At 68.6% G+C, this 26329-nt stretch carries 17 protein-coding genes and 1 tRNA gene; 9 read left to right on the top strand and 9 right to left on the bottom strand.

What is annotated here, in order from left to right; genetic code table 11:
• Positions 1 to 4: 4 nt before the first annotated feature.
• The gene (locus tag ACFWX1_RS08350) at positions 5 to 1357 is read left to right on the top strand and encodes an NAD(P)/FAD-dependent oxidoreductase (protein ID WP_378385178.1); all 1353 of its coding nucleotides are present in this window, start codon (positions 5 to 7) and stop codon (positions 1355 to 1357) included.
• A gap of 220 nt (positions 1358 to 1577) precedes the next feature.
• The gene (locus tag ACFWX1_RS08355; protein ID WP_378385180.1) at positions 1578 to 2156 is read left to right on the top strand and encodes an SMI1/KNR4 family protein; all 579 of its coding nucleotides are present in this window, start codon (positions 1578 to 1580) and stop codon (positions 2154 to 2156) included.
• Between the two features lie 114 nt (positions 2157 to 2270).
• On the opposite strand, the gene ACFWX1_RS08360 is transcribed toward ACFWX1_RS08355, so the two are convergent.
• Both ACFWX1_RS08360 and ACFWX1_RS08365 read right to left on the bottom strand, forming a co-directional pair.
• On the bottom strand, positions 2271 to 3296 hold the full coding sequence (locus ACFWX1_RS08360; RefSeq protein ID WP_378385182.1) for a hypothetical protein: 1026 nt from the start codon (positions 3294 to 3296) through the stop codon (positions 2271 to 2273).
• Between the two features lie 101 nt (positions 3297 to 3397).
• On the bottom strand, positions 3398 to 3781 hold the full coding sequence (locus tag ACFWX1_RS08365) for a hypothetical protein (protein WP_378385184.1): 384 nt from the start codon (positions 3779 to 3781) through the stop codon (positions 3398 to 3400).
• Positions 3782 to 4196: 415 nt separating this feature from the next.
• Between ACFWX1_RS08365 and ACFWX1_RS08370 the strand changes: the two genes are divergently transcribed.
• The 3 genes from ACFWX1_RS08370 (at position 4197) to ACFWX1_RS08380 (ending at position 7381) form a co-directional block, all read left to right on the top strand.
• Positions 4197 to 5255, top strand: a complete 1059-nt coding sequence (locus ACFWX1_RS08370; protein ID WP_378385186.1) for a helix-turn-helix transcriptional regulator — start codon at positions 4197 to 4199, stop codon at positions 5253 to 5255.
• A 298-nt stretch (positions 5256 to 5553) separates the two neighbouring features.
• The gene (locus tag ACFWX1_RS08375; protein WP_378385188.1) at positions 5554 to 6204 is read left to right on the top strand and encodes an alpha/beta hydrolase; all 651 of its coding nucleotides are present in this window, start codon (positions 5554 to 5556) and stop codon (positions 6202 to 6204) included.
• Positions 6205 to 6472: 268 nt separating this feature from the next.
• The gene (locus tag ACFWX1_RS08380) at positions 6473 to 7381 is read left to right on the top strand and encodes a hypothetical protein (protein WP_378385190.1); all 909 of its coding nucleotides are present in this window, start codon (positions 6473 to 6475) and stop codon (positions 7379 to 7381) included.
• 26 nt (positions 7382 to 7407) lie between these two features.
• On the opposite strand, the gene ACFWX1_RS08385 is transcribed toward ACFWX1_RS08380, so the two are convergent.
• From ACFWX1_RS08385 to ACFWX1_RS08400, 4 genes are all read right to left on the bottom strand, one after another.
• A complete protein-coding gene (locus ACFWX1_RS08385) occupies positions 7408 to 8160 on the bottom strand; it encodes an HD domain-containing protein (protein WP_378385192.1) in 753 nt (250 codons plus the stop codon).
• A 10-nt stretch (positions 8161 to 8170) separates the two neighbouring features.
• A complete protein-coding gene (locus tag ACFWX1_RS08390; protein ID WP_378385194.1) occupies positions 8171 to 9124 on the bottom strand; it encodes a GlxA family transcriptional regulator in 954 nt (317 codons plus the stop codon).
• 164 nt (positions 9125 to 9288) lie between these two features.
• Positions 9289 to 10773: a flavin-containing monooxygenase gene (locus tag ACFWX1_RS08395; protein ID WP_378385196.1), complete on the bottom strand. Its 1485-nt coding sequence runs from the start codon at positions 10771 to 10773 to the stop codon at positions 9289 to 9291.
• Positions 10770 to 17738: an SDR family NAD(P)-dependent oxidoreductase gene (locus tag ACFWX1_RS08400; protein WP_378385198.1), complete on the bottom strand. Its 6969-nt coding sequence runs from the start codon at positions 17736 to 17738 to the stop codon at positions 10770 to 10772. The genes ACFWX1_RS08395 and ACFWX1_RS08400 overlap by 4 nt, the downstream gene beginning before the upstream one ends.
• A 755-nt stretch (positions 17739 to 18493) precedes the next feature.
• Between ACFWX1_RS08400 and ACFWX1_RS08405 the strand changes: the two genes are divergently transcribed.
• Positions 18494 to 19492, top strand: coding sequence for an FAD-dependent monooxygenase (locus ACFWX1_RS08405; RefSeq protein WP_378385200.1), 999 nt, complete (start codon positions 18494 to 18496; stop codon positions 19490 to 19492).
• 52 nt (positions 19493 to 19544) lie between these two features.
• Here ACFWX1_RS08405 and ACFWX1_RS08410 read toward each other — a convergent pair whose 3' ends face one another.
• Complete coding sequence (locus ACFWX1_RS08410) at positions 19545 to 21044, bottom strand: flavin-containing monooxygenase (RefSeq protein WP_378385202.1); 1500 nt, start codon at positions 21042 to 21044, stop codon at positions 19545 to 19547.
• A gap of 473 nt (positions 21045 to 21517) precedes the next feature.
• Here ACFWX1_RS08410 and ACFWX1_RS08415 point away from each other — a divergent pair, with 473 nt between their 5' ends.
• A complete protein-coding gene (locus ACFWX1_RS08415) occupies positions 21518 to 22420 on the top strand; it encodes a LysR family transcriptional regulator (RefSeq protein WP_378385204.1) in 903 nt (300 codons plus the stop codon).
• A 365-nt stretch (positions 22421 to 22785) separates the two neighbouring features.
• Here ACFWX1_RS08415 and ACFWX1_RS08420 read toward each other — a convergent pair whose 3' ends face one another.
• Both ACFWX1_RS08420 and ACFWX1_RS08425 read right to left on the bottom strand, forming a co-directional pair.
• Positions 22786 to 23310 carry an NUDIX domain-containing protein gene (locus ACFWX1_RS08420; protein WP_378385206.1) on the bottom strand — a complete coding sequence of 175 codons (525 nt, stop codon included), beginning with the start codon at positions 23308 to 23310 and terminating at the stop codon, positions 22786 to 22788.
• A gap of 474 nt (positions 23311 to 23784) precedes the next feature.
• Positions 23785 to 23858, bottom strand: a tRNA-Leu gene (locus ACFWX1_RS08425).
• A gap of 174 nt (positions 23859 to 24032) precedes the next feature.
• On the opposite strand from ACFWX1_RS08425, the gene ACFWX1_RS08430 reads away from it, so the two are divergent.
• Together ACFWX1_RS08430 and ACFWX1_RS08435 are read left to right on the top strand one after the other, a co-directional pair.
• Positions 24033 to 24644, top strand: coding sequence for an ANTAR domain-containing response regulator (locus ACFWX1_RS08430; RefSeq protein WP_378385208.1), 612 nt, complete (start codon positions 24033 to 24035; stop codon positions 24642 to 24644).
• A gap of 445 nt (positions 24645 to 25089) precedes the next feature.
• On the top strand, positions 25090 to 26259 hold the full coding sequence (locus ACFWX1_RS08435; RefSeq protein WP_378385244.1) for a branched-chain amino acid ABC transporter substrate-binding protein: 1170 nt from the start codon (positions 25090 to 25092) through the stop codon (positions 26257 to 26259).
• Positions 26260 to 26329 lie beyond the last annotated feature (70 nt).

A 26329-nucleotide genomic window follows, 5' to 3' on the forward strand; every position in this document is an offset into this window, starting at 1 on the left:
TCCCATGAAGACGGACAACGTCGAGTACAGCACCTTCAGCGGCTGGGTGGATCCACCCGGCGACGTCCGGCAGGCGCTGGCCGAGGACGTCACCTGCGGCGTCGCCGTCATCGGCGGCGGCATCAACGGCATGTCGACCGCGCTGCGGCTGACCGAACGCGGCCACGACGTGGTGCTGCTGGAGGCGGAGTTCTGCGGGCACGGCTCCAGCTCGCGCAACGCCGGTCAGCTGGCCGGCGCTCCCGGCGGCGACCTGCAGCTGCTCAACCTGTTGTCGCGCAAGAAGATGCCCGGCATGATGCGGCTCGCCGAGCACGCCGCCCACCACGTCGAGGACTTCATCGCCAAGCACGACATCGACTGCGACTACGAGGCCACCGGCAACGCCTTCGCCGCGGTCTCCCGCGGGCAGCTGGGCCGGGTGCGGCGGGTGGCGAAGATCGTCACCCGCGCCGGCGGCCACGTCGAGGTCGGCACGAGCGAGGAACTCGGGATCCCGCGTGGCTTCCTGGGCGGCCTGCGCGAGGTGGTCGGCGGGATGATGAATCCTGGCAAGTTCAGCCTGGGCATGCGGCGGGTCCTGCTCGGCTCGTCCGCCCGCGTTTTCGAGCGGACGAAGGTCACCGACGTCCGGCACGACGGCGCCCGGGTGGTCCTCACCACGCCCCGCGGCCGCGTCCGCGCGGACACGGCCGTGCTGGCCACGAACGCCTTCGCGGGGGAATGGGACGTCACCCCTCGGCACCTGTCGGTCCCGATCTACGTCGCCGAGGTGGAGACCGAGCCGATCGACCCCGACCGGATCGCGGCGCTGGGGTGGACCAGCCGCATGGGGCTCGTCACCCAGCACGCGATCATGGAGAACTACCGGCTCACACCGCGCGGCACCATCGTGTTCGGCGTGCGGCGCCTCGAGCGCGGAACCAGCTATCCGCTGCCCGAGAAGGCTCCGGACCCGGGGCTGGTCGAGGAACTGGCCGAGGCCTTCGCGACGCGTTTCCCGGCGCTTTCGGACATCGCGATCGAGCGGGCCTGGGGCGGATGGATCGCCATCACGTCGTCCTGGCTGCCCCTCGCGGGCCGGATCGGCGACGACATCTACTACTCGATCGCCTGCAACGGCCACGGCCTGGCGCAGGCGCCGTATGTAGGGACCCTCATCGCCGACGCGATCATCGACGGTGAGCGGCACGAGGACCTGCAGACGCTGTGGGCGGCGAAGCCGAAGTTCCCGCGGCCGATGATGATGAGCCGGCTCGGGCTGCGCACCATCTGGGCCGTCGACCGCTTCAACGACCTGATCAACGGCAGCCGGCGCAACGCCAGGCGAGGGGCCTCGGTCACGACGGTTCGCTGAACCCGGGCGCGAGCCTTCGGCAGGGTGTGGCGGATCGAGCATCGCGATTCCGTTTACGACAGGGGCGGATTCACCTATCCGGGCTCGGACCGAGCCATGCGCCACTTGCGGCTCGATGGTGGCGGGCGGTCGCTAGCATTCACGACGTGCCCTCGGGTAACGCCGTCAAGGAACGATGTGACTCGTTCAGGACCGCCTGATCGTGACCAGGAGTAGAAGCATGACAGACGCACAAGGACAGTCCCACGTCGACGAGGTGGCCCGCCTCGTCGGCTGGCGGCACGGGGACTTTCGGCCGGAGCTTGACTGGGAAGCGGTCGAACGCGAGCTGGGCACCCCGCTGCCCGCCGACTACAAGGAACTGCTGACCCGCTTCCCGGCCGGTGCCTTCCGGGGCAGCATCGAGGTGGAGAACCCAGGGCAAAGCGCCGAGGAGCTGGCGACTGTCAAACGCACCAACGAGCAGCTCCTGGAGATCTTCGCGGACCCGGACACCGGGTACCTCACCCGCGTGTCCTACCGGCTGTTCCCCGAACCGGGTGGGCTGTATCCGTGGGGGAACAACGGTGCGGGCGGCACGTTCTGGTGGATCACCGATTCGGCGGACCCGGACACCTGGCGGATCGCCTACAACGACAGGGACGACTGGCACGAACACCCAGGGCCCATGTCGAAGATCATCCACGAGCTCCTGGTGAGCACGGGAACGGACAACATCCTGCAATGGGACATGGCCGGGAAACCGGTGGAATTCACCGGATTCGCAGGCGACCGGATGATCTCCTACCCGGCACCGTAGCCGCTGCCTCGACGAGCAGGATTCTCTTGCACAGCAAGGTAAAGCTGGCGCGACGGGCGCCAGATCGCGCGGCAGGCGCCGTCGGCTTTGGGGCTGTGAGTGGGATCGAGGAGATCAGGACAAGGCCGGCGCGGCCGCGATCCCGACGGGGTAGCGGCCCACGGGGATGGGGGTGCCGACGGTGCTGGTGGCCACGGCGACTGGGGTCACGGTGTAGTCGCCGGAGTTGGCGACGTAGGCGGTGGTGCCGTCCGGGGTGATCGTGATCGCGATCGGGCCGTGGCCGACGGGGATGGCCGTGCCCGGGGTGTTGGTGGCCACGGTGATCGGAGTGACGGTGTTGTCGTCGCGGTTGGTGACGTAGGCGGTTGCGCCGTCGGGGGTGGTCGCGACCGCCATCGGGTAGGTGCCGACGGGGATGGCGGCGCCGGGGGTGTTGGTGGTCAGGTCGATCGGCGTCACCGAGTTGCTCCCGGGCCGGGTGACGTAGGCGGTCGCGCCGTCGGGGGTGATCGCGATCTCTCGCGGGTTGTCGGGGAGCGGGATCGGGGTGCCAGGGGTGTTGGTGGCGAGGTCGATCGGGGTGACCGAGTTGCTGTTGGTGTGGGTGACGTAGGCGGTCGCGCCGTTGGGAGTGATCGCGATCGCGGTCGGGTAGTCGCCGACGCGGATGGGGGTGCCGGGAGTGCGGGTGGCGAGGTCGATCGGGGTCACCGAACTGCCGAGGTAGTCGGTGACGTAGGCGGTCGCGCCGTTCGGCGTGATCGCGATCTTGAATGGCATCCTCCCCGCCGGGATCGGGGTTCCGGGGGCGTTGGTGGCCACAGCGATCGGGATCACCGTGTCGTCGCTGAGATGGGTGACATAGGCGGTCGTCCCGCTCGGAGTGAACGCGATCCCGGCGGGGTTGTGGCCGACGGGGATGGTGCTGCCCGGGGTGTTACCGGGCGCGTCGATAGGTGTCACCGTGTTGTCGAGAAGGCTGGTGACGTAGACGATCGCCGGGCAGGTGCCGGCTGCGGCGGGCTCGGCCGCGGTGACCACACCGGTCGTCGCGAGGAGCCCGGCGATCAGCAGAGTCGATCCGCGGCGCCAGTGTGAGAACGGTCTGAGTGTGCGTCTCGACGGTGGGTGCGGCATGACGGGTGCCCTTCTGCCGGTTGAGTGCGGGCCATGGCGGAGCTGGTCCGGGGTTGATGTTCCCGTTGAACCGTCAGCGTCGGCAACCGGATCCACTGCTGTTATTTGCTCTTACAGACGCTGTACAGCACCGGGCCGCTGGGGTTGTCCAGGTTGATCCAGATGCAGCCGCCGTGCACCGGTTGCCAGACGCCGCCCCAGCTGGTGTCGGCGTGGATCCAGTGCCATTGACCGTCGGCGGGGACACGGTGGCTGCCGCCGTTGCCGGTGAGTCGATTTCCGTAGACGTCGTAGAAGGCGGTGGTAGCGGCGACCCACCGGCTTTGCTGACAGTAGGCGTGAAAACCACCCGTGGAGCCGAAGTTGTCGAAGTCGAGCCGCACGTTCGCGACCTGGCAGTCCGCCAGGGGTGAGGCCTGGGCCGGTGCCGTGCCTACGGCGATGCATCCCATGATCAGGGCGAGCGCGGCCAGAATAGTGCGCATGATTCGCTCCCTCTTCGTTGTTGCGTTCCCGGTCTTGGTGCGCAGAGCGCACCGACGCCCAGGCGCGAATGGTGATCGGCGGTGGTGTTCTGGCGCTGTGGCCACCGAACCGGGGGAATGACACCGCCTCGTTCTTGATCCGCGTCCGGCAAGTCGCCGGGGACACCGCGAGCCTCGGAATACGACTTCGGCATACAGGATCGGCTACGGCCCGCCGCCGGTCCAAGACGTAGTCACAATGGGCCGATAAGCCGACGTTATCCGCGCTGGTAGCGCGATCGGCGTTGCCGGGCTGGGCTGAGGGCCGATGCGAATCGGGTGCTCAAGGGGCGTCGTCTGGACGACCTCCGCGCAAGTCTCCCCGCCACCCAAAATGGTGCTGGTCTCCCTAGCGTGCCTGCAGCAAACTGGGCTGGTGTCACCTTCGGTGGAACACCTTGTTCACGAGTTCTCCGAGATTGGCCGTCAGGGCGACGTGAAACTGCACGTTCTGGCAGCCGCGGTTTCCCGGGCCATCGCGCCGTGGGTCCGGCACGACGGTATCCGCAGCGCCGCGACCGATCCCGCCAGGCCATACAGCATGGTGTCGACCGGCGTCTGGCACGGATACGAACCCGAGATCGGGCGGGGCCTGCTCCACGACTACTACACCGGCCACGATCTGCTCGGCTGGACCGAACTGGCTCGCCGGCCGGTGCCCGTGCAACTGGTGGGAACCGGGCCAGGGCCGCACCACGAGCAAGCACGCCGAGTATTCGACGCCCACGACGTCGGCGCCGAACTTCGCTGCGTCCTGCGAGATCGCAACGGCGTCTGGGGCACCCTCGCCCTGATGCGGCGCCTGGGAACCCGGCCCTTCGACCGCGACGACGCGCACCGGCTGGCTGCCCTGACCCCGGCGATGATCAAGGGGCTGCGCGCCTTCGTCACGGCGGGGCCACTGACCCCTCGATTGCCCGCCCTTCCCACGGGTGTCACGATCCTCGGCCCGGACAACGCCGTGATGTCGACGACCCCGCAGGCCCTGAACTGGATACGGCACCTGAAGGCACGCGATAAAGGCCCCGAATGGATCGACCAGCCAGGGGTCATGCTGGATCTGGCCCAACAGGCGCGCGCACAGGGAGACCACGAAACCGCACTTCCCGCCTATTGCTCTCCCGCGACCGTAAGCGGCCGATGGGTTCTTTACCAGGCCCAGGTTCTTCAGGACAACGACAAGCCCACCGGGCAAGTGGCCTTCGTCTACAGCGCGGCCCGCGGCGCCGAGCTCCTTCCTACCTTTTGCCGTTGGTACGGCATCACCGGACGGGAACAGCAAATCATCGCCGAGCTGTGTGACGGAGCGGCTCCCAAACAGATCGCCCGCCGCCTCGACCTGTCGGTGCATACAGTGAACGACCACCTCAAGGCTGCGTTTCGCAAGACCAACGCGGGTGGCCGCGACGAACTTCTCGCGGCCCTCACGACCTGACGGATACGCGATGGCCGGGCACCCCAAGCCCAATCGGCCGAGAGCTCTTTGCCCTAAACTGGCTGAATTCCGTGATTTCCTGTGCCAGCCGACGGGTTATCGCGGAATTGTCCGGGTTGCTCCGTTGCGGGCCCGTGATGCTTGGGCTGGGTGCGGCGGTAGTGGGTCGGGGTGATGCGACGGGATTCACCTGCGACAGCTTGTCGCCGCAATGGCGTCTGGATTGGCGTTGAAGAAGTCCGTTAGCGTCACACTGTGCAAACACCGCCGACCGCGCTGCTGACGGGAGGAATCGACGATGTCCATCGCGGGCGAGTTGGTCACCGAGACCTTCGCCTACGACGGCGGTCGTCAGGTTACGGTCTATGTTCCGGCGGATCGGCCCGAGGCGGTCGTGTTCGCCGGTGACGGCGCGATGATCTCACAGTGGGGTAGTGATCTTGAGGCCGCGGACGTACCGCCCACGGTGATCGTCGGTGTGCACCGCACGGCCGATGAGGCCCTGCGGCTCCATGAGTACTCGCCGGGTTTCGATCCGGAGCGGTTCTCGGCGCACGAGAGGTTTTTCGGCGAGGACGTCGGCCGATGGGTGCGATCGCGGTTCGGAGTGGCCCTGCCCGCCGAGCGCACCGCAGTGTGCGGTGTCTCGGCCGGCGGAGAGCTGGCGCTGGCCATGGGGCTTCGGCATCCGGACGTCTACGGTGCGGTCTTGTGCGCCTCTCCCGGCGGCGGCTATCGACCACCTGCCGCCATGCCGAGTTCGCTTCCACGCACGTACCTCGTCGCCGGCACGCGGGAGCCGTTCTTCCTCGAGAACGCAACCCGCTGGGCGGACGCGCTACGCGATGCAGGGGCGGACGTCGTGCTGACCGCGCGGGCCGGAGCACACGGCGACGCGTTCTGGCGCGAAGAGTTCCCGCTGATGGTGGCATGGGCATGGGGACGGTGACGAGGCGACCGGGTTCGCTCGCGCACCGCACCGTCCTCGGCATCGACCCTCGCAGCAGCACTGCAGGAAACGATCCGCCTCAACGAACAACGCTGCCCCGCACACAGCGCCCGAGGCACCGCCGACAAATACGACCGTCTGCCGGTGGATGGTGACTGCTGACGGTAATCGAGGTTGTATCGTGCTCTGTCACCCAGGTTGGAGGTCTGTCGTGAGCCGACCGGATCGAACGGACGGGGCTGTTTCGTCGAAGACCGGCGGAGAGGGCATGCACCAAGACGCTCTCGGAGCAGTCCTGGCGGAGCTCGCCGCGGTCACCGAGGAGGTCCTCGCGCAGTCCGATGCTGTTGATGCGCGGATGAAAGAGCTGTATGACGCCCATGAGGCTCAGCTTGAGCAACGCATTGCCGATGGTGTGTCCCCGGGCCAGCCGGATCCGCGGTACGCGCTCGAAGGCCTGCGCGTCACTTTGGCCACGCGCGCTGCTCGGGAGCACCGCGATGCGGCTCGGGAGTTCGCTGCCTGGTGGGTTGATGTGGCGACGCTCGCCGTTGTTGCCGCGGTGAGTGGCCGGCCGGTGTCTCCTACTCGCGTGGTAGCGGCTGACCCGACCCGCTGGATGGCTGACGAAGATCTGCACGAGCTCCCCGGCATTCCCGAAAGCAGTCGTGTGCTGGCTCGGCTGGGAGCGGTGATGGCGGCTACGCCGCTGGAACGTGGACAGATCGACCATGAGATGGCTGTGCAGGTCGCGGACCACGCTGCTCGCGCCGGCCTACGCGTCAGCTACACCGATGACGGGCAAGTCGTGGTTAAGGAAGCCGGGGGACCGGAAGCGCGTCGATGTCGGCTGTGGGGCGGCTTATGGACCGAGGCGCGCGTGCCGGAACTGCCCGCCCCGGAGGAACTGGCCGATCTGCTGACCGGCCATGGAGCACCGGAATCCAGCACTGCCGCCGTGGTTGAGGCAGCCCGCGCGGTCGACGAGGCGGTTATCGCACTGCTGCGGGCGCGTGCACTGGATAACGGTGATCCCAACGACGAGTCCGCCTCCGCCGAAGACATCGAGTCCCTCTGGGACCACGCTGACCAGCTCACCACCCTGCTTTGCTGCTACGCGCGCACTCTCACCACCACGCTGCCCGTTTTGCGGAGGCGCGCGTCACCGACGCCATGACCAGCTCGGCATCGCTTGATCCGCGGTCAGTCTCCCCAGATGTTCGCGTCGAGGACCATGTCCCAGGTCGGATAGGGCAGGGCCGGGTAGCGCTGGTGGAAGATCTCGCCGGGAAGCGTCATCGCGGGTGCCTTGCCGGGGTTGGCGAGGCACTGCCCGACCATGACCTCGGTGAGGGCACGGCAGCCGCCGAGCCGGGGATAGCGGGCGTGCACGCGCTCGGCGAAGCCGGGCGGGATCTGGCCGGGCTCGTCGGGGCCGGTGAGATCGATGCCGATCCCGATCTGCGCGATGCCGATTTCGACGGGACGGCGGCGCTGGAAGACCGGCGACTCACGCAGGTGCTGGGTGGTGTGCAGGGCGATGGCGTCCCACACGGTGTCCACCCGCCGGTCGGTGATGCCGTGACTTTCCAGGAACCGGGCGGCGAAGTCGGCGCCGGCGACTTCGAACCGCAGATCGCTCTTCGCCTCCTCGGTCAGCCCCATGTCGTGGAGCAGGCAGATGAGGAAGACGAGTTCGGGGTCGTAGTGCTCGTTCGGCCGCTTGCCCTGCCGCCCGGCGGCGGCCCTGGCGAACAGGAAGCTGCGCAGGCTGTGGTTGCGCAGGAACGGTTGCTGGGCCCGGGTGACCACGGTCTGGGCGCGCCGCGCCAGCCAGGTGGCGGGCAAGGAAAGCTCGTCCGTGGCGGCGCCGGCAGGCGGCGCGCCGAGCGCGACCGCGGCGGCGCCGGCAGCGGCACCGCCGAGCACGGTACGGCGGGAAACGAGGTCCGACATCCGATCTCCTCTACGAGTACGCGAACCGTTGCCGGTACGCGGTGGGGGTGATACCGAGAACCTGGAGGAACAGGCGGCGCATGGTCTCGCCGGAACCGAAGCCGCACCGGCGGGCCACGGTCTCCACACCGGCGTCGCCGGATTCGAGCAGCACGCGGGCGGCTTCGACGCGGATCCGGGCGACGTACTGCCCCGGCGTGACCCCGAGTTCCCGCTGGAACAGCCGGGTCAGCTGGCGCTCGCTGACCCGCGCGCGGGTGGCCATGCCGGACAGGGAGTGATCGCCGGCGGGCTCGGCCGCCACCGCGTCCAGCACGACGCGCAGCGCCGGGGTACGCGGCGCGGGGACGTCGCCCCAGACACTGAACTGCGACTGACCACCGGGGCGGCGCAGGAACACCACGAGTTGTCGTGCGGCGGCCCTGGCGACCTCCGGTCCGAGGTCCTCCTCGACCAGTGCGAGGGCCAGGTCGATCCCCGCGGTCACCCCGGCCGAGGTCACGATCCGGCCGTCACGCACGTAGATGGCGTCGGGCCGCACGGCGACGCCGGGGAACCGCGCGGTCAGCTCGGCACACATCGACCAGTGCGTGGTGGCCTGCCGCCCGGCCAGCAATCCGGCCTCCGCCAGCAGGAACGCGCCGGTACACACCGAGGTGACCCGGCGCGCGGTCTCGCCAAGCCGCCCGATCCCGGCGAGCAACGCCGAGGGGAAGCCGCCGAGCCGGTCCGGCGGCGGTCCCGGGACGAGCACCGTGTCGACCGGAGTGTCTACTTCGGACAGTGCACAGTCGACACCCAGCACCACCCCGGTGTCCGAGCGCACCGGCCTGCCGTCCACCGAGGCCAGCCGTACCCGGTAGCCGCCCGCGCCGGCGAGCACCTGCACCGGTCCCGCGAGGTCGAGCAGCACCACGTCCGCACACACCACCACGACGATCTCGAACCGCCCCGTGTCCTCCACACCCGAAGTCTCGCCAAGGGGCCCCGATGTCCACAAGGACGACCACCCCACAGATCCGGACAGCCCCCGGACCCTCGCCCACGACTGACCGGCACCGAGAAGTGAAACCCGGGTTGCGGACCGGCTTCCCTACCAGGGAAGTGGTGAGTCCGGCGACCCACCACTCACCTTCCCGCCGGAACGGCTTCCCGTGCGGGTAGGAATTCGTAGTCGTCCTTCCGCAGGGTGCGCAGGCGCAGGCGGTAGCGCAGGGTCGAGTCCGGCCACAGGACGGTTCCGCCGGGCGAGTCGTTCTGGTACCAGTTGCGGCAGTTGCCGGGGGCCCAGACCGTCCGGGCGAAGCGTGTCCGCATCTCGGCCAGGAAGCGGTCGGTCGCGTCGCGGCGGACGGTCAGGGCCTGGGCACTGGCCGCGCGGGTGGTGTGGATGGCTCGGACCACGTAGCGGGACTGTGCCTCGATGTTCGGCACGACGCTCGTGTACGGCGCTACCCCGTTCGGTCCCAGGAGCATGAACATATTCGGGAAGTCCGGCACCGAGAGCCCGTAGTAGCCGTGCGCGCCGCCCTGCCACGCTTCCTTCAGCAGCCGGCCGCCGATGCCGGCGATCTCGATCCGGTCGAACGAGCCGGTGATGTCGAATCCGGTGGCGTAGACGAGTACGTCGGCCCGATGTTCCTCGCCGGCCGCGTCGACGATCGTGTCCGGGCGGATCTCGGCCGGGCCGCCGGCCACGACGTGCACGTCCGGCCGGTTCAGCGTCGCGTAGTAGTCGGTGGAGAACAGGACTCGCTTGCAGCCCAGCGGATAGTCCGGTGTCACGAGCGCGCGCAGCGACGGGTCGGCGATCTGCCCGGCGATCCGCCGCCGCACGATCGGCTCGGCGACGCGCAGCAGATCCGGGCGGGTATGGAAGCCGAAGCCGCGTTTCTCCCGTTGCAGGTAGATCCCCAGCCGGTGCACCGACTGCGCGGCCGGGAACCACGCGAAAAGCCGTTGCTGCCACCGGGGGATCGCTGTGTCCGCCTTCGGCAGCACCCATGGCGCGGTGCGCTGGAAGATCGTCAGCGATGCGGCTTGTTCGGCCAAGTGTGGCGCGACCTGCACCCCGGAGGCGCCGACGCCGACAAGCGTCACGTGCTTGCCCGCCAGGTCGACGTCGTGGTTCCAGCACGACGTATGCCAGGTGCTGCCCCGGAACGTCGCCGCGCCGGGCACCTCGGGAATCCGGGGGATGTGCAGGTCGCCGACTCCCAGCACGAGGAACCGGCTGAGGTAGGTGGCGCCGTCCGCGGTCTCGACGGTCCACTCCGCGGTGCCCTCGTCCCAGCGCGCGCTCACTACCCGGGTGTCGAAGCGGATCCGTGGCAGCAGCCCGTGGCGCGCGGCGACGCCGCGGAGGTACCCGAGGATTTCCTCCTGACCGGCGTAGGTCGAGCGCCAGTATGGATTCTTGGTGTGCGAGTACGAATACAGGTGCGCCTCGACGTCGCAGGCCGCACCGGGATACGTGGTGGACTGCCAGGTGCCGCCGAGGTCCGGCGCCTTCTCCAGCACCACGAAATCGATCCCGGCCCGCGCGAGTGCCACGGCCTGCCCGATCCCGGACAGCCCGGCGCCGATGATCAGTGCTTCCGTTCGCGTCGTCATCGCGTGCCCTCCCGGAGGAACTGGCCGATCTCGGGCCACAAGCCGGTCCACGCCTGATCTTCGTGTTCGCTGTCGTGTGCCAGCCCGGACACGGTGATCATCTCCACGGGCAGGCCCGCCTCCCGCACCCGGGCGACGAGTTCTTCCGACTGCGTAAGGGGAACGACGGAATCCGCGTCGCCGTGCACGATCAGCAGCGGTGTGCCGAGCGTGCCGACGCCGGCGAGCGGCTGCCGTTCCGGTGCGGCGAAGTAGCTTTCGACGTCGGCCGGGCTGAACCCGGAGTTCGCCGGGAGCAGCGTGCCGGGCTGGGCGTGTTCGGCCGCGACGAGTGTCGCCGGGTCGTACAGGCCCATCAGCAGTGCCGCGTGCCGCCACAGATCGGGGCGGCGTTCCAGCGCCAGCAACGCGGTATAGGCGCCACGGCTGGTGCCCACGATGCCGATCCGGCTGCCGTCGATCTCCGGCAGATCGGCGAGGTACCGGGTTGCCGCGATGACGTCGTCGACGTCTCCGCCGCCCATTTCGGCCATGGCGGTGAAATCGGGACCGTGCCCTGGCGCGCCGCGCTGGTCGACGGTGAGGACGGCGAACCCGGCGGCGAGCAGTGGTGCGTGCTCGCTGAGGTGCGCGTAGTCGCCGTCGGCGTTCAACGCTCCGCCTTCGCCCGCTGTGCACACCACAACGGCCGGATGCGGTCCGGGAGCAGGGGGAACGCTCAGGTGGCCGTAGATCACCAGCCCGTCGGCCGAGGTGATCTCGTGCGAGGCGGCGGCGGTTTCGGGCTGTGCGCGGTCCAGCTCGTCGACGAGAAGCTCGACGAGCACGCCCACGCTGAGGCTGCGCTGCAGCCGCACCGCCGGCACCGCGACCCCGAGGTGTTTCTGCAGCAGCACCCGTACTTCGACCGCGGTGAGCGAGTCGACGTCGACCGCCTGCTCTTCACCGAGCTGTTGTTCGGTGAGGCCCGTGGTGCGCTGCAGCAACGGTGTGACGAGCGCGGGCAGCATCGACGCACGATCGGCCGGGCTCGCCTCCCGTAGCCGCTTCCCGACAGACTCGTCCCCGCTGTCCGCGGCGCTCGCCGGAACCACGCTGGCGAACCTCGGCAACGGCGCGAGCTGCGGATTCGCGCGCGCCCATCGCGCCCAGTCGATGTCGGCGACCGACACCTCGGCCGGCCGCGTGTGCAGCAACGCCCCCAGCTCGGCGACCAGCCGGTCGGGGGAAATGCCGATGTGGCCGGTGCGGCGAAGGACATCGCCCACGTATCCGTCGCGGCTCACCGCGACCCCGACGTCGTCGATCATTCCCCAGCCGACGCTGGTCGCGGGAAGCCCCCGCGCGCGCCGGTAGCGGGCGAGGCCGTTGAGGAATTCGTTGGCTGTGGCGTATGCGCCCGCGCCGACCGCGCCCAGTTGCGCCGCGACCGACGAGAACAGCACGAAGAAGTCGAGGCTGTCGCCGAGAGTTTCCCGGTGCAGATGCCAAGCGCCGTCTGCCTTCGGGCGGGTCGCCGTGATCAGCCGGGCGGCGTCGGTGTCGGCAAGCACGACGTCGTCGAAATCGGCCGCGGCGTGCACGACACCAGCGAGCGGGGGCATCGCGGCACGGACCTCCGCGAGGAGCACACGCACCTGGGCGTGCTCGCCGACATCGGCCTTCTCGATCCGCACCTCGACGCCTTCGGCGGTCAGATCCGTCACCAGCTGCTCGGCAGCGAGGGTGGTGACCCCGCCGCGGCCGACGAGCACGAGGTGCCGCGCGCCCTGTTCGGCAAGCCAGCGCGCCACCGTCCGGCCGAGACCGCCGAGACCACCGGTGACGACGTACGTCCGGTCCGGCCGGATCGGGGCCTCGGGCATCGACGACGCCGGAACCAGCACCTCCTCATCGGCCATGCGCAGCACGATCTTCCCGCGGTGCTCAGGACTCGCCATGGCACGGAAGGCCTCGGCGGCGTCAGCGGCCGGCCACTCGGCGACCGGCAACGGCGCGATCGCCTTCTGTTCGCAGAGTTCCGCGACCGCCTGCATGCAGGCCCGGACGTCGCCGGGTCGCAGGGCCATCATCTGGTCGTAGTCGAAGGAGTGGAACGACAGCGCCCGCCGGGTCGAGGCGAGCCGCACCGCGTGGTCCGCGACGTCTCCCGGCTTCCCCAGCTCGACGAATCGGCCGAACGTGCTCATCGCGCGGAGGCTGTGGTCGATCATGGTGCCGGGCAACGAGTTCAGCACCACGTCGACGCCCGCGCCACCGGTCCAGTCCAGGATGTCGTCCGCGAACGACGAGGACCGCGAATCGGCGACGTGCGCAAAGCCCTCCTGGCGCAGGAAATCGCGCCGCTGTGTGCTGCCCGCGGTGACGAACACCTCCGCGCCGAGCCATTTCGCGATCCGTGCCGCCGCCAGCCCGACGCCCCCGGCTGCGGAGTGGACCAGCACGCGCTCACCGGCGCGCAGGTTCGCGAGCCGGACAAGCGACAGGTGCGCGGTGACCACGGGCAGCAGCGACGCGGCCTCGGCGGCGGACAACACGGCCGGCTTCTTCACCACGCGCACCGCCTCGAGCGTCACGTGCGAGACGAACAGGTCCCGGCTGTGCGCGAACACCTCATCCCCGACCTCCATATCGGGAACGCCGTCACCTACCGCCACGACCGTTCCCGCGCATTCGAGGCCGAGGGTCTCGCCGGAGTGACTGCCCTCGATCGCGTGCGGCGAGATCAGGCCGGTGTGCTTGAGGACGTCCTTGAAGTTCAGCCCGACGTGGGACACCCGGATCTCGACCTCACCGTGCCCGGGCAGTCGGCGGGTGGTGGCGAGGAAACCGAGTTCACCGCCGGACGACGCCAGCCGCACCGGGGTGACGTCGGTGTGCGCGCGGACGTGGTCGAGTTCCGAGTCGCCCTCGGCCTGCTTCAACCGCCGCACATACCGGCCGTCGGGGCGGAGGGAGACCTCGTCTGCGCCGTTGTGAAGGACTTCGGCGAGCAGCGCCTCGCCGGACACGCCCGGGGCGAGATCCACCAACCGGCATCCCAGCTCCGGCCGTTCGGCGGCGACAACGCGGCCGAAGCCCCACAACGAAGCCGCCGACGGATTCGCTGTGGCGGCGCCTTGCGCGCCCGTGGTCACGAGGAACAACGGCACGGCAGGCAGTTCCTGCACGAGCCGCAACGGCGCGGCGATCGGCGCGCACGGCGCCTCGGTGTCGGAGCTGTCGAGATAAACCACACCACGGCAGGCCGCAGCCGCGGAGAGCACAAGATCGAGCCAGTCGTCACCGGCCGGATCCACGGCGACGACGTCACCACCGGCCGCGGCAAGGTCCCTGGCGAGCCCGGACGCCGTGGCCGACGACCCGACGACGATCCACCGGCCGTCCGCCCGCTCGTCGTGCCCCGGTTCCGGGGGCTGCTCCAGCGATTCCGGCTGCCACTCGTGCCCGTAGACCAGCGACGCCCGCTCGTCCGCCGCCTCCGCGAGCCGCCTGGCCTGCAGCCCCCGGATCTCCGCGACCACTTCACCTTCGTCGGTCACGAGGGACAGGTCGCACTCGATCCGGCCCGGCCCCGCAGCGTCGCTGCCCCGGCCGTGCACCCACAACCGCGTAGCCGGCGAACGGAAGAACCGCAGCGCATCGATCCGGGCCGGGACGTAGGTGCCGGATTCCACGCCGTCGCCGAGCATCAGCGCGCCGGCGATCACGGCCTGCAGCGCCGCGTCGAGCACTACGGGGTGCAGCCGGTGGCCGTCCTGCTCGACGGTGTCCAGCCGCAACTCGGCGAACACCTCGCGGCTCTCCTGCCGCCACCACAACCGTTCCACGGCACGGAAGGCCGGACCGTAGTTCAGGCCGGTACCGCCGAGCCGGGCGTACACGTCGTCGTGCCCGAGTTCCGGCAGTCCTTCGGCCAGCACGGCGGGCGTTCCGGTGCGACGTTCCGGCAACCGCGCCTTGGCGACCTGGCCGCGGCGCAGTTCGGCGTGCAACGTCCACAATGGATCGTCGGGCTGGGTGCGGCTGTGCAAGGTGAGCAGCTGCCGTGCCGGGTCGTAGCCGGCCCGCAGCGTCGGGATCGACGAGGGCGCCAGCACCAGCGGCCGGTGGAACACGACGTCTTCGAGCAGGCACGGCTCGTCGTCCGGGAAAGCGGCCAGGGCGGCTTCCAGATAGCCGGAGCCGGGGAACACCACGGATTCGCCGATCCGGTGATCGTTCAGGTACGGCAGCGCCGAGGTGGACAGCTCGACGTCGTGGACCGGCGTGACCCCGGCGATGGGCCGTCCACCGAGCCGCAGGTTCCCGGTACCCAGCCGCTTTTCCCGCGACGCCACCGATTCCACCCAATGCCGCTCCCGCTGCCACGGATACCGCGGCAGATCCAGGTGCTCACGCGGGCCCGGATGCACGCGCTCCCACGCCGGATCGGCGCCGGCGGCGTACCGGTGCCCGAGCGCGGTGAGCAGGTATTCACGCTGCGGTTCGTTGCGGCGCGACGAGGCCAGGCGGGCGATGTCGTCGGGCCGGTCGGCCAGCGCCTCGTCGATCGCGGACGCGAGCACCGGGTGCGGGCCGATTTCCAGCACGGCACCGGGAGCCCGGGTGAGCACGCGCCGGAACGCGTCGGCGAACCGCACCGTCTCGCGGACGTTGCGCCACCAGTAACCGGCGTCGAGTTCCGTACCTTCGACCTGGTCGCCGGTGACCGTCGAGAACAGCGGGATTTCCGCGTGGCGCGGGCGAATCTCCCGCAACGCGGCGAGCAGCGGTTCGCGGATCTCCTCCATCTGGTGGCTGTGGTACGCCACCTCGACGCGGAGCGGTTTCACCGACGCTCCGGCGGCGGTCAGCTGCTGGCTCACCGCCGCCAAGGCGTCGTGGTCGCCGGCGAGCGTTGTCGCGTACGTGCTGTTGACCGCGGCCACCGCGACGCCGTCCCGCAGGTACGCGGCGACCTCGTCCGCGGGCAGGTCCACGGCCGCCATCGCGCCGCGTCCGGCGAGGCGGGACTGCAGGTTCGCGCGGTGGAAGCTGATGGTGAGGGCGTCTTCGAGCGTGTACACGCCCGCTGCGTAAGCGGCAGCGACCTCGCCCACACTGTGGCCCACGATGTAGGCCGGTTCGATTCCCCACTCCCGCCACAAGGCGGTGAGTCCGGCTTGCACCACGAAATTCGCGACCTGCGCGTACAACGTCTCAGTGAGCCGTGACTCGGCTTCGTCGCGGCCGAGTTCGTCCGCCATGCACACGCCGAATTTCGCCAGCACCTCGTCGCAGGCCGTGACGACTTCGGCGAAACGCGGCTCGGTCGCCAGGAGTTCGCGACCCATGCCCCACCACTGCGGGCCCATCCCGGTGTACACGAAGGCATTTCCCGGCCGCGTCGCCCGCCTCGGCTCGACAGTCAGCTCCCGCAGCTTCGCCGCCGCTTCCCGGGCATCTGCGGCCACCACGAACGTCCGCAGTGGATGGTGCTCACGCTGCCGCGACGCCGTCCGGGCGACTCGCCGCAGGGACGGGCTTTCCGGACTTTCCAGCATCGTCGCGTAGGAATCCACCAGCGCGCGCAGGGCTTCCGGGCTTCGCGCCGACAGCGGCAGGAGAACCGGCCCGCCCTCGGCCTCGGTCGCCGTGACCGGTTCGGGTCCCGTCCACTGCTCCAGGATGGCGTGCGCGTTCGTCCCGCCGAAGCCGAACGAGTTCACCCCGGCCCGGCGCGGCCCGGCCGACTCCGGGAACGGCACCATTTCCGTGGGCACCCGCAGCGGGAGCCGGTCGAACGGGATCTTCGGATTCGGCCGCTCGAAATGCAGGTTCGGCGGGATTAGCCCCTTGCCGAGGCACAGCACCGCCTTGATCACCCCGGCGACGCCTGCCGCCGCCTCCGTGTGCCCGAAGTTCGATTTGACCGATCCGATCCAGTGCGTACGCGACGAATCTCCCAGCACCTCACCGATCGCGGTCGCCTCGATCGGATCACCCACCGCGGTACCGGTGCCGTGGGCTTCGAAGTACCCGACGGACGCGGGCTCGACGTCCCCGACCTGGCAGGCCCGCTCGATCAGCGCCCGCTGGGCGTCCACGCTGGGCACGGTGATCCCCGGCGTGCGGCCGTCCTGGTTCACCGCCGTGCCACGCACGACCGCGTGGATGCGGTCACCGTCACGCACCGCCGCGGGCAACGGCTTCAGCAGCAGGACACCCGCGCCCTCACCACGGGCATACCCGTTGGCCCGGTGGTCGAACGACTTGCATCGGGCATCCGGCGAAAGGAACTGCCCCTTGGACATCAGGACCGTGGTGACCGGATTGACCATCACGTTCACCCCGGCCGCCACCGCGAGGTCGCAGTCCCCACGGGCGAGCGCACCCACCGCGTGATGCAGCGCGACCAGCGACGACGAGCACGCGGTGTCGAGGGTCAACGCCGGACCGCGCCAGTCGAACGCATACGACAGCCGAGCGGCCAGCATCGTCATGCTCACGCCGGTCGGCGTGGCCGAGCTGACGAGATGCCGGTTCGAGTCGGTCAGCTGCAGTGTCGCCGCGTCGAAAGTGAACCCGCCGACATAAACGCCGACATTGCCGGCCGCGGTCGACTTCGGCGGGATCCCGGCGTTCTCCAGCGATTCCCAGGTGACCTCCAGCAGCAGCCGCTGCTGCGGATCCAGCGCGGCCGCCTCGCGCGGCGACATCCCGAAGAAACCGGCGTCGAACTCGTCGACCGGATTCCGCAAGAAACCACCCTGCCGCACGAACATCCGGCCCGGCGCGGCCGGATCCGCGTCGTAATGGTCGGAGATACGCCACCGGCCCGCCGGGACGTCGCCGATCGCGTCGGTTCCGGACGCGACCAGCTCCCAGAAACCGGGCATATCCTCGATTCCACCCGGAAACCGGCAGCCGATCCCGACAATCGCGACCGGCGCCCCCGCCCCTTCCACAACCCCTGTCACCATCGATACGCCTCATCTCCGACTGGAATCCCCGTGCTTTCCAGATTGCGCCCCGAAGCCGGAGGTCAAGGGTGGAGCGTGCTGAATCGGCTGGCGAATGTGCACAAAGAGGCAAAACGTGGCACGGTCGGATGACCTGGCTCACAGTTCGGTAAACAGGCGGCAGCCAGCCAAGATGCCGTTGGTAGCCGCGCGTTCATCGGCTTTTTATCTACTGGTGGCGCGTCACCCGTACCGCTGTCGTCGGACCTTCACCAGTTCCAATCACCCCACCTGGCGACGATGTCGGCGACGCTGACGGAGTATTTCGGACTGTCGCTTACCTGGTTGAGGTTTCTGCTGTGCCGGGTCCACGGGTGCGGGCGATGTCAGACCGGGGCGCACCAGGTGCCTGGTGGAGATGCCATGGGCTTTGCCTGCTTGAATTGCGTTCTCGCCTCGGGACGTCGGGTCAGAGGAGGTAGGCGGTTATCGTGGTGACGGCAAAGATTCCCACCGAAAGGGGAGCGGCCCTTGCCGGGTGCGCTGCCGGAGCCAATAGCGCCGACGAGCAGCCCGGCCATCCGTCCCGATGACCAACAGGGTCACCAACGCGATGACCGCCCCATTGCCTGCTCGACGGGATGGAGAATCGGTTTCGGGCGCGCTGATGGTTCCGATCTCCCGTGCTCACGATCCGGGTGAGGGAGCGGGGCGACCGCGCCGGTGTGCCTCGGCGGTCCTGCGACCGGGTCGCCGTCGTTTGTGAGCAGATAGGATTGTCCGGGCGAGACGCCGGGTTCGACTTTCCCGGCACCGCCCCCGAAATCACCGGCTACCACGGGATCGCCGACATCGCCGGCGTGCAGGACCTTGGTGTCGGCTGGCATGCGACCGACACCGGCGTCTACCTCAACGACCCACCGCGTGGGCGAATCACCACGGTCGCGTTCGACGGCGCACCGGCCGACCACGACACCCCAGCGACCGCCGAGGACTTACAGGCAGCCATCCGCTACGTGACCGGCGCCGATGCCACGGTTACCGGGATTACGAGCCTGACCCGGTTCACCGACAACACCCGTCAGGCCACGACCTACCGGCAGGGGCGTGTGCTGCTCGCCGGCGACGCGGCCCACGTGCACCCTCCGTTCGGCGGACAGGGGCTCAACCTGAGTGTGGGCGACGCGATGAACCTCGGTTGGAAGCTCGCCGCCACCGTGCGGGGGACGGCACCGGACGGGCTGCTGGACACCTACACCGCCGAGCGGCATCCCCTCGGCACCTGGGTACTGAACTGGACCCGCGCCCAGATCGCGGTGATGCGCCCGGAGCCCCATGCTCGTGCGCTGCGCGAGGTGGTGGCCGACCTGGCGCGAACCGTGGACGGAGCCACGTACTTCGCGAAGAAGATCTCGGGTATCTGTCAGCGATACGACCTTTCCGGTGACCATCCGCTGGTCGGCGCCAGCGCACCCGACTACGAGCTGGCTGACGGATCCCGGCTCGCCGACCACATGCACGACGGCAGGGCGCTCCTGCTGGCCTCCTCCGGTGCGCGGCACGACCTCGTTGCCCCCTACCGCGACCGCATGCGGACGATCACCACGGCCCCGCTGGCCGACGACGCTCCGGCGGCCATGTTCGTACGACCCGACGGTTACGTCGCCTGGGCCGGCGAACCCGACCGGGACTCGCTGGACAAGGCACTGCAGACCTGGCTCGGCGCCCCACTGGCACATCCGAGCCGGACTCCGGAAGCTCCGGCTCAGCGCTAACCGCCAGGGGTTTCGGGCCGACTCGCATCGGATTCGTGGTCGGGTCCGCGGACTACGAGGCCACCAGGCCCGGGGCCCCGGGCCTGGCAGACTTCAGTACGAGATCTCCCAGGTCGACCGTGCTGGTCATTTTCTGGAAGCTCGCGAGGCTTCCGGGCCACTTGGTCACGACCTTGCCCGCCATGCCCAGGCGATACCAGCTGTGGCACGCACCGGCCTCCCAGACGGAGTCCGCCATTGCGCTGTCGACCCAGTCGTTGAAGCTCTGCTGAGCCCTCTGCGACGGCTGGACGGAGACGGCGCCGCTCTCGTCGACGAGCTGAATGTACTGCATGATCATCTTCATCTGCGCCTCGATGACCGCGATGATGGACCCACTCGCCTGGGTGTGCGGACCGGTCACGAGGAAGAGATTGGGGAACCCCGCGACGACGGTGCCCTTGTACGCATGTGGCGCTTCGCGCCACGCATCCGCCTTCAGCGACCGCGCGGATTCACCGTGGAACTCTATCCCGGCGTACATGTCGGTCGCGGTGAAGCCGGTCGCGAGAACGACCACGTCGGCGTCCCATTCGCGCCCGTCGCCGGTCACGACGCCGGTCGCGGTCATCGACGAGATTCCGGCCGACCAGACGGTGGTTTTGCGGTCGGCAAGGGCGGGGTAGAACGTGCTGGAGATGACCGGCCGGCGACAGCCGAACCGGTACGACGGTGTCAGGAGGTTACGCAGGCCGGGATCGACGATCTCCGACTCCATGTAGTCACGCCACTGTCCTTCGACCTTGGCGAGCTGGGCCTCGTCCATGACCGCCTGTGTTTCCGCCTCGACGTTGAACCTGTGTTCGGCGTCGAGGCGGATAGCTTCCATACGCTCCGGTTCGTCCCGGAACAGTGCCTGCGCCTCGACGTCGTAGAACTGTTCGTCCTTCGGCATCACATAGGGCGGGGTGCGGATCACCGCCAGCACGCTCTCGGCCACGTCGACGGCGTAAGGGAGAACCTGCGCGGCACTGGCGCTCGCACCGACGACCACCACGCGCCGACCTTCCAGGGAGACTCGCTCGTCCCATTCCGCCGTGTGGATCACCTCGCCGCGAAACGTCTCGCGCCCCGGAAGATCAGGAACGCGCGGGGTGCTGAGTGAACCACTTGCCATGATCAGGAACCGGCACGACAGCGATGCTCCCTCAGCGGTGCGCAGGTTCCACACACCGGCGAGCTCATCCCAACTCGCCGACACCAGAGTGGTGTTGAACCGGATGCGGTCCCGGACTCCCAGATCGTCGGCCACTTTGTTGATGTAGGCGAGGATCTCGTCCCACGGCGCGTAGCTGCGCGTCCACGTCGGGTTCGGCGCGAACGAGAGGCTGTAGAAATGTGCCGGGACATCGCAGGCCGCATTGGGGTAGCGGTTGTCCCGCCACACCCCACCCAGTTCTCCGGCCCGTTCGAGGATGACGAAGTCGCCCCGGCCCTCCTCCAGGAGGTCGTGCGCAGCGCAGATTCCGCCAAAACCCCCGCCGACAACGACGGTCTCGTGATACTCGATCATGATTTCACTCCACATCAGTTCTGACAAAGCGGTTGTCGTGCATGGCGGGAATCAGTTCACTCAGGGCAATGTGAGCACGGTCAACAAGGCCACCCTGGCAACGGCTCTCACAAAGAACGAGGACGCGATCGGCAGACGCGTTATCTCGATTAGCCACGTGGCGATAAAGCTCCGGAAGCCCCGAAAAGAGCGGGGGAAAGCACGCTAGCGATGGACGCCAACGTTTTCCCGTCGCCCGGTTCGGAACATCTCGGCGATCATCGCGGTCGCCCGCAGACACGGTCCATTTGCGGACTTGGCGGCCCGCACGCTCTCCTGGCGAAAGTGTGTTTCTTCGATGCAGACCAGTCGCATGGCGTCCTCCTCGTCTGTACCCACACTCCACGCTGCCCAGGCGCGCGTCCAAGGCTTGTTTCGCATCCCGTGATGCGTTCCAGGCATCACGGGCCGCGAGTGGGTTATCTTGCGGTGTTGTGGACACAGCCAACGCGGTACCGTCGGCCGAGTTCGACCTCCGACTGGTCCGTTACTTCACGGTGGTCGCCGAGCAGCAGCACTTCGCCCGTGCCGCGGCACTGCTGCACATCACCCAGCCGACCCTGAGCCGTCAGATCCGGACCCTTGAGCAGCGTGTCGGAGCCCGGCTGCTCGACCGCGACCGGCAGGGCACCCGTCTGACCCCCGCCGGGGCCGCGTTCCTGCCCCACGCCGGGCAACTGCTGGCGGTCGCCGCAATGGCTGCGGCGGACGCCCGTGCGGCCGCGGTGCCAAATCAGCTCACCGTCGGCCATACGCGCGGACTGATCATCACTCCGGCGGTACGGCACCTGCGCCACCACCACACCGAGGCCGAGGTGCACACACTGCACCTGGAGCTGGCGGAGGTGCGGACGGCCCTGTTCGGCCACCGTGTGGACGCTGTCGTGACACGGCTGCCGTTCGCCACCGACGGACTGCGGGTCACCGTCCTGCACCACGAGCCCCGTGTGCTGCTCGTCGCCCGGTTCCACTGGCTGGCCGGCCGGGAATCAGTCACCCTCGACGACATCGCGACCGAGCCGGTGCCGAGGTTGCCCGCTGCCGAATGGGACTCGTTCTGGCGTGTCGACCCCCGTCCCGATGGCACGCCGGCACCCGACGGGCCGCAGGTGAGTCACCTCGAGGACGTATTCGAACTGATCGCGTCCGGGCAGGTGGTCGCCATCCTGCCCGCCGGGTTGCACGCCGAGGGCACCCGGCCGGACCTGATCTCGATCCCGCTGCACGGGGTCGAGCCATGTCAGGTGGTGCTCGCCACCCGCGCCGGGGACAGCGCACACCTGGTGACCGCGTTTCGCCGGTCCGCCCAGGCCCTGCTGACCGAGGCGACCTACTAAGACCGTGCCCGGCCGCAGAGTTGCCGCCGAACCGGCCCAGCCCGCTCCTACGGCGGCTACATCGTCAACGTCACCGACAACGACCTGCTCGCAGCGTGACACTGGCCAAGCTGCCAGCCTGACCACCCAGTAGCGTGTCGCTGCTTAGTTTTGATGTGTGTGGCTGGGGCTGTTGTCGTGGCTTCCCGGTTGAAGCGACCGGTCAGGTTGTCGGCGCGAGATCGCGAGGAACTGCTCCGGCTGACCACCACCGGCATCGGCGATCAGGCGGGCGCGGGTGCTGCTCGCGCTGGATCCGCCCTGTCTCGATCGGCCTCGCAGTCTCGAACCCGCCTTGACGGCTGTCAGCGGGGCGAGTCGGGGCGTCAGGCTGTGGTGGGTGCTGGGTCGTATCCGTGTTGCAGGTCGGGTGTCCGGCCGGTTTGCAGTGCGGTGAGGCAGGCGTCGACGCGGTGGGCCATGTGTGGTTCGAGGTGGGCGTGGTAGGTGTCGTGGTCGCAGAATTCGAAGTAGGCGATTTCGGTCGGGTCGCACCGGAGTGCGGCGATGTCGGTGTCGGTGAGGATGCCGCCGTCGTAGAGGTGGTTGGCCAGGTGGGCCGGCGCGGCGCCGGGAATCGGTGGGGTGTAGGGAACCCAGTCGATGGCGAGGAGGCGGCCGACTGCGCGGGTGATGCCGAGTTCCTCCTGCACTTCGCGTTGCGCGGTGGTGCGGGGGAATTCGCCGTGCTCGAGTCCGCCGCCGGGGATTTCCCATTTCTGTGCGCCGTAGGTGGTTTTGACGAGCAGGACGTGGCCTGCGTGGTTGCGGTAGATCACGCCGGCGCCCGCGGTCTGTTTCGGGCGCGACCGGTAGTACTCCTCGGGCGTGAGCTCCTGAACCTGGGTCATGCCGCGCGAGGCTACCTACCTGTTCCGGGGCAGGGCCTTCTGCGATTGCGGGCGGCGCTTCATCGGAGTCCCGCGGCACGGTAGCTCGTACGACTTGTGCCGATCCAGCAACACCAACCGGGCTCGATCCGACCGATATGAGGGACATGCGAAGGCGCTCTATCTCCGCGAAGACGCACTCCTCGACGCGGTGGCCCGATTTTTCGCAGAGCGCGTGTTCGGGGAAGATCGGCGCAGCGCCCTGGCAGCCGATCTCGCCGAGGCACCCGAGCCGTTGTTGCGGTCGCTGGTCGAGATCACGCAACGGAGCATCCACTTGCCTGACGACGGCGATCACGCGACGATCACTATCCGGCTTCAAGCCGAGCAAGTACCCCAGATCAGCCAGATGGCGGAGAGGGTCACGGAAACCATGTCCGACTCACAAGCTGAAGCCGCGCGCCGCGTCGGCCAGCCTCGTGAGGTTGCTGTACGTGCCCCCGGTGAGATTCGAACTCACACTGGACGGGTTTTGAATCCGTTGCCTCTGCCAGTTGGGCTACGGGGGCCGCGACGGGGGAAACTCTACGGGATCACCCGGTCGCGGTGATGAGCGGGCCCAGGTGTCGGCTGGGCCACTACGTGGTGAACGCCATCTCTGCCGACTGGATCGTTCCCGGTAGGCTTCGGATTCGCGGGTATCCGCGAATCAACCGTCCCGCCGAGTCGTCAGGAGGACCCCGGTGACCGAGCAGGCTGCCGAGGCCAACGGTGCAGTCACCGTGCCGCAGCGTCGGGTACTCGTCGCGGAGGACGAAGCGCTCATCCGGCTGGATCTGGTCGAGATGCTGCGTGAAGAGGGCTACGAGGTCGTCGGCGAGGCCGGCGACGGGGAGCAGGCGATCAACCTCGCCGCCGAACTGAAGCCCGATCTGGTCATCCTCGACGTCAAGATGCCGAAACTCGACGGGATCGAGGCGGCGTCCAAGATCACCGGCGACCGGATAGCGCCGGTCGTCATCCTCACCGCGTTCAGCCAGCGTGACCTGGTCGAGCGGGCGCGCGACGCCGGCACGATGGCCTACCTGGTCAAGCCGTTCGCCAAGCGTGACCTGGTGCCGGCCATCGAGCTCGCGGTCAGCCGGTTCGCCGAGCTGCAGGCGCTCGAATCCGAGGTCGCGGGGCTCACCGACCGGCTGGAGACCCGCAAGGTCATCGACCGGGCGAAGGGGCTGTTGATGAGCCGCCAGGGGCTCACCGAGCCGGACGCCTTCCGCTGGATCCAGCGGACCGCGATGGACCGCCGGACCACGATGAAGGCCGTCGCCGAGGCGGTCGTCGAGAGTATCGGCTGACTCTCCCGAAACGATGACGGGCGCGACCTTCGGGTCGCGCCCGTTTTTCGTGCCCGCTTCCCGCTCGCCGGGGCAGTGCGGCGTGTCTTTCCGGGCACATTTGCTACCTTCGGTTCCCTGATCAGCCGGATCCGGGACCGGGCCCGTGCGGAAGTTCTAAACTTTCGCCACAATTCGGTCGGCTCGTCCATGCTCCGCCCGAAGTGCCGGTGCGTACTCAGCGTTATCACCCGATTGTCACATTACGACGATCGGGTGTAAATCGTCCGTTAACGCTCGTGACGACCGTCACGATGTGGATACAAGAGGCTGAGTGACTCTGTGCAACACCGCCACCGGCGGCTACGTTCAGCGCCCAGTCAGGTCCTACGGGACTGCCGCTCATCGGGGCGGCTGGTCGGCATTTGGAGGAAGAGTGTCAAGAGCACGACTCACGCGGATCATCGTGCTGGCAGCGGCCGCATCAGTGGCACTGACTGCGTGCGCGGCGCGTGACCAGGGCGGTTCCAGCGGCAACACCAACTCGTCGGCGGCCGCGCCGCAGCAGGCCGCCAACGCGGCCGACCCCAAGGGCGACGGCAAGGCCCAGTGCTCGGGGGCGACCATGGCCTACATCGGGACGATCAACGGCGCCAACGCCGCCCTCGGCCAGAACATCCTCTACGGCGTCGATCTGGCCGTGAAGCAGCACAACACGGCCAACCCCGGCTGCCAGGTCCAGCTCAAGCAGTTCGACTCCGAAGGCAAGCCGGACAAGGCGCCCGGTGTCGTCTCCCAGGCCATCAGCGAGGCCTCGATCCTCGGTGTGATCGGCCTGCCCTTCTCCGGCGAGTCGAAGGCGACCGGCGACCTGTTCGAGCAGGCGAAGCTGGTGCACATCACGCCGTCGGCGACCAACCCGGCGCTGGCCGACCACGGCTGGAAGACCTTCTTCCGCGGCATGGGCAACGACAGCGTGCAGGGGCCGGCCGCGGCGAAGTTCATCACCGAGAAGCTCCAGGCCAAGAAGGTCTGCGTGATCGAGGACGACTCCGAGTACGGCACCGGTCTCGGTGCGCAGGTGAAGCAGGCGCTGGGCGCCAAGGCCGCCTGCAGCGACAAGGTGAAGACCGGTCAGACCGACTTCTCGGCCGTGGTCAACAAGATCGCCAGCGAGAAGCCGGACGCGATCTTCTACGCCGGGTACTACAACGAGGGCGCGCCGTTCGCGCAGCAGCTCAACGACAAGGGCGTCACCGCGAAGTTCGTCGGCCCGGACGGCGTGAAGGACCAGGAGTTCGTCAAGAACGCGGGCAGTGCCGCGAGCAGCGCCTACTTCACCTGCCCCTGCGTGCCGGAGGACAACTTCAAGGAGTTCACCGCCGCCTACAAGCAGATCGAGGGGCACGACCCCGGCACGTACTCGCCCGAGGGCTACGACGCCGCGACCGTGCTGCTCAAGGGCATCGACAAGGGCATCAAGGACCGGGCGGGCCTGCTCGACTTCGTCAAGAACTACGACGGCCAGGGCCTGACCAAGAAGTTCAAGTGGAACGACAAGGGCGAGCTCTCCGACGTGCCCGTCTGGAGCTACAAGGTCGAAAACGGCAAGATCGTCAACAACGGCCAGATCTGATTTCCGTCAACCTTGCCTGTTCAAGCAGGTGACTCGGGCATGCGCGTGGGGGCCTGTCTCTTAAAAACAA

This window comes from Amycolatopsis sp. NPDC059021 (assembly GCF_042739895.1).
Taxonomy (GTDB): domain Bacteria; phylum Actinomycetota; class Actinomycetes; order Mycobacteriales; family Pseudonocardiaceae; genus Amycolatopsis.

Excerpts from the sequence above, each read along its gene's own strand:
- ACFWX1_RS08360 (WP_378385182.1), bottom strand. The coding sequence starts at position 3,296 with ATGCCGCACCCACCGTCGAGACGCACACTCAGACCGTTCTCACACTGG.
- ACFWX1_RS08420 (WP_378385206.1), bottom strand. The coding sequence starts at position 23,310 with ATGACCCAGGTTCAGGAGCTCACGCCCGAGGAGTACTACCGGTCGCGC.
- ACFWX1_RS08410 (WP_378385202.1), bottom strand. The coding sequence starts at position 21,044 with ATGATCGAGTATCACGAGACCGTCGTTGTCGGCGGGGGTTTTGGCGGA.
- ACFWX1_RS08395 (WP_378385196.1), bottom strand. The coding sequence starts at position 10,773 with ATGACGACGCGAACGGAAGCACTGATCATCGGCGCCGGGCTGTCCGGG.
- ACFWX1_RS08385 (WP_378385192.1), bottom strand. The coding sequence starts at position 8,160 with ATGTCGGACCTCGTTTCCCGCCGTACCGTGCTCGGCGGTGCCGCTGCC.
- ACFWX1_RS08355 (WP_378385180.1), top strand. The coding sequence starts at position 1,578 with ATGACAGACGCACAAGGACAGTCCCACGTCGACGAGGTGGCCCGCCTC.
- ACFWX1_RS08400 (WP_378385198.1), bottom strand. The coding sequence starts at position 17,738 with ATGGTGACAGGGGTTGTGGAAGGGGCGGGGGCGCCGGTCGCGATTGTC.
- ACFWX1_RS08350 (WP_378385178.1), top strand. The coding sequence starts at position 5 with ATGAAGACGGACAACGTCGAGTACAGCACCTTCAGCGGCTGGGTGGAT.
- ACFWX1_RS08380 (WP_378385190.1), top strand. The coding sequence starts at position 6,473 with ATGCACCAAGACGCTCTCGGAGCAGTCCTGGCGGAGCTCGCCGCGGTC.
- ACFWX1_RS08375 (WP_378385188.1), top strand. The coding sequence starts at position 5,554 with ATGTCCATCGCGGGCGAGTTGGTCACCGAGACCTTCGCCTACGACGGC.
- ACFWX1_RS08365 (WP_378385184.1), bottom strand. The coding sequence starts at position 3,781 with ATGCGCACTATTCTGGCCGCGCTCGCCCTGATCATGGGATGCATCGCC.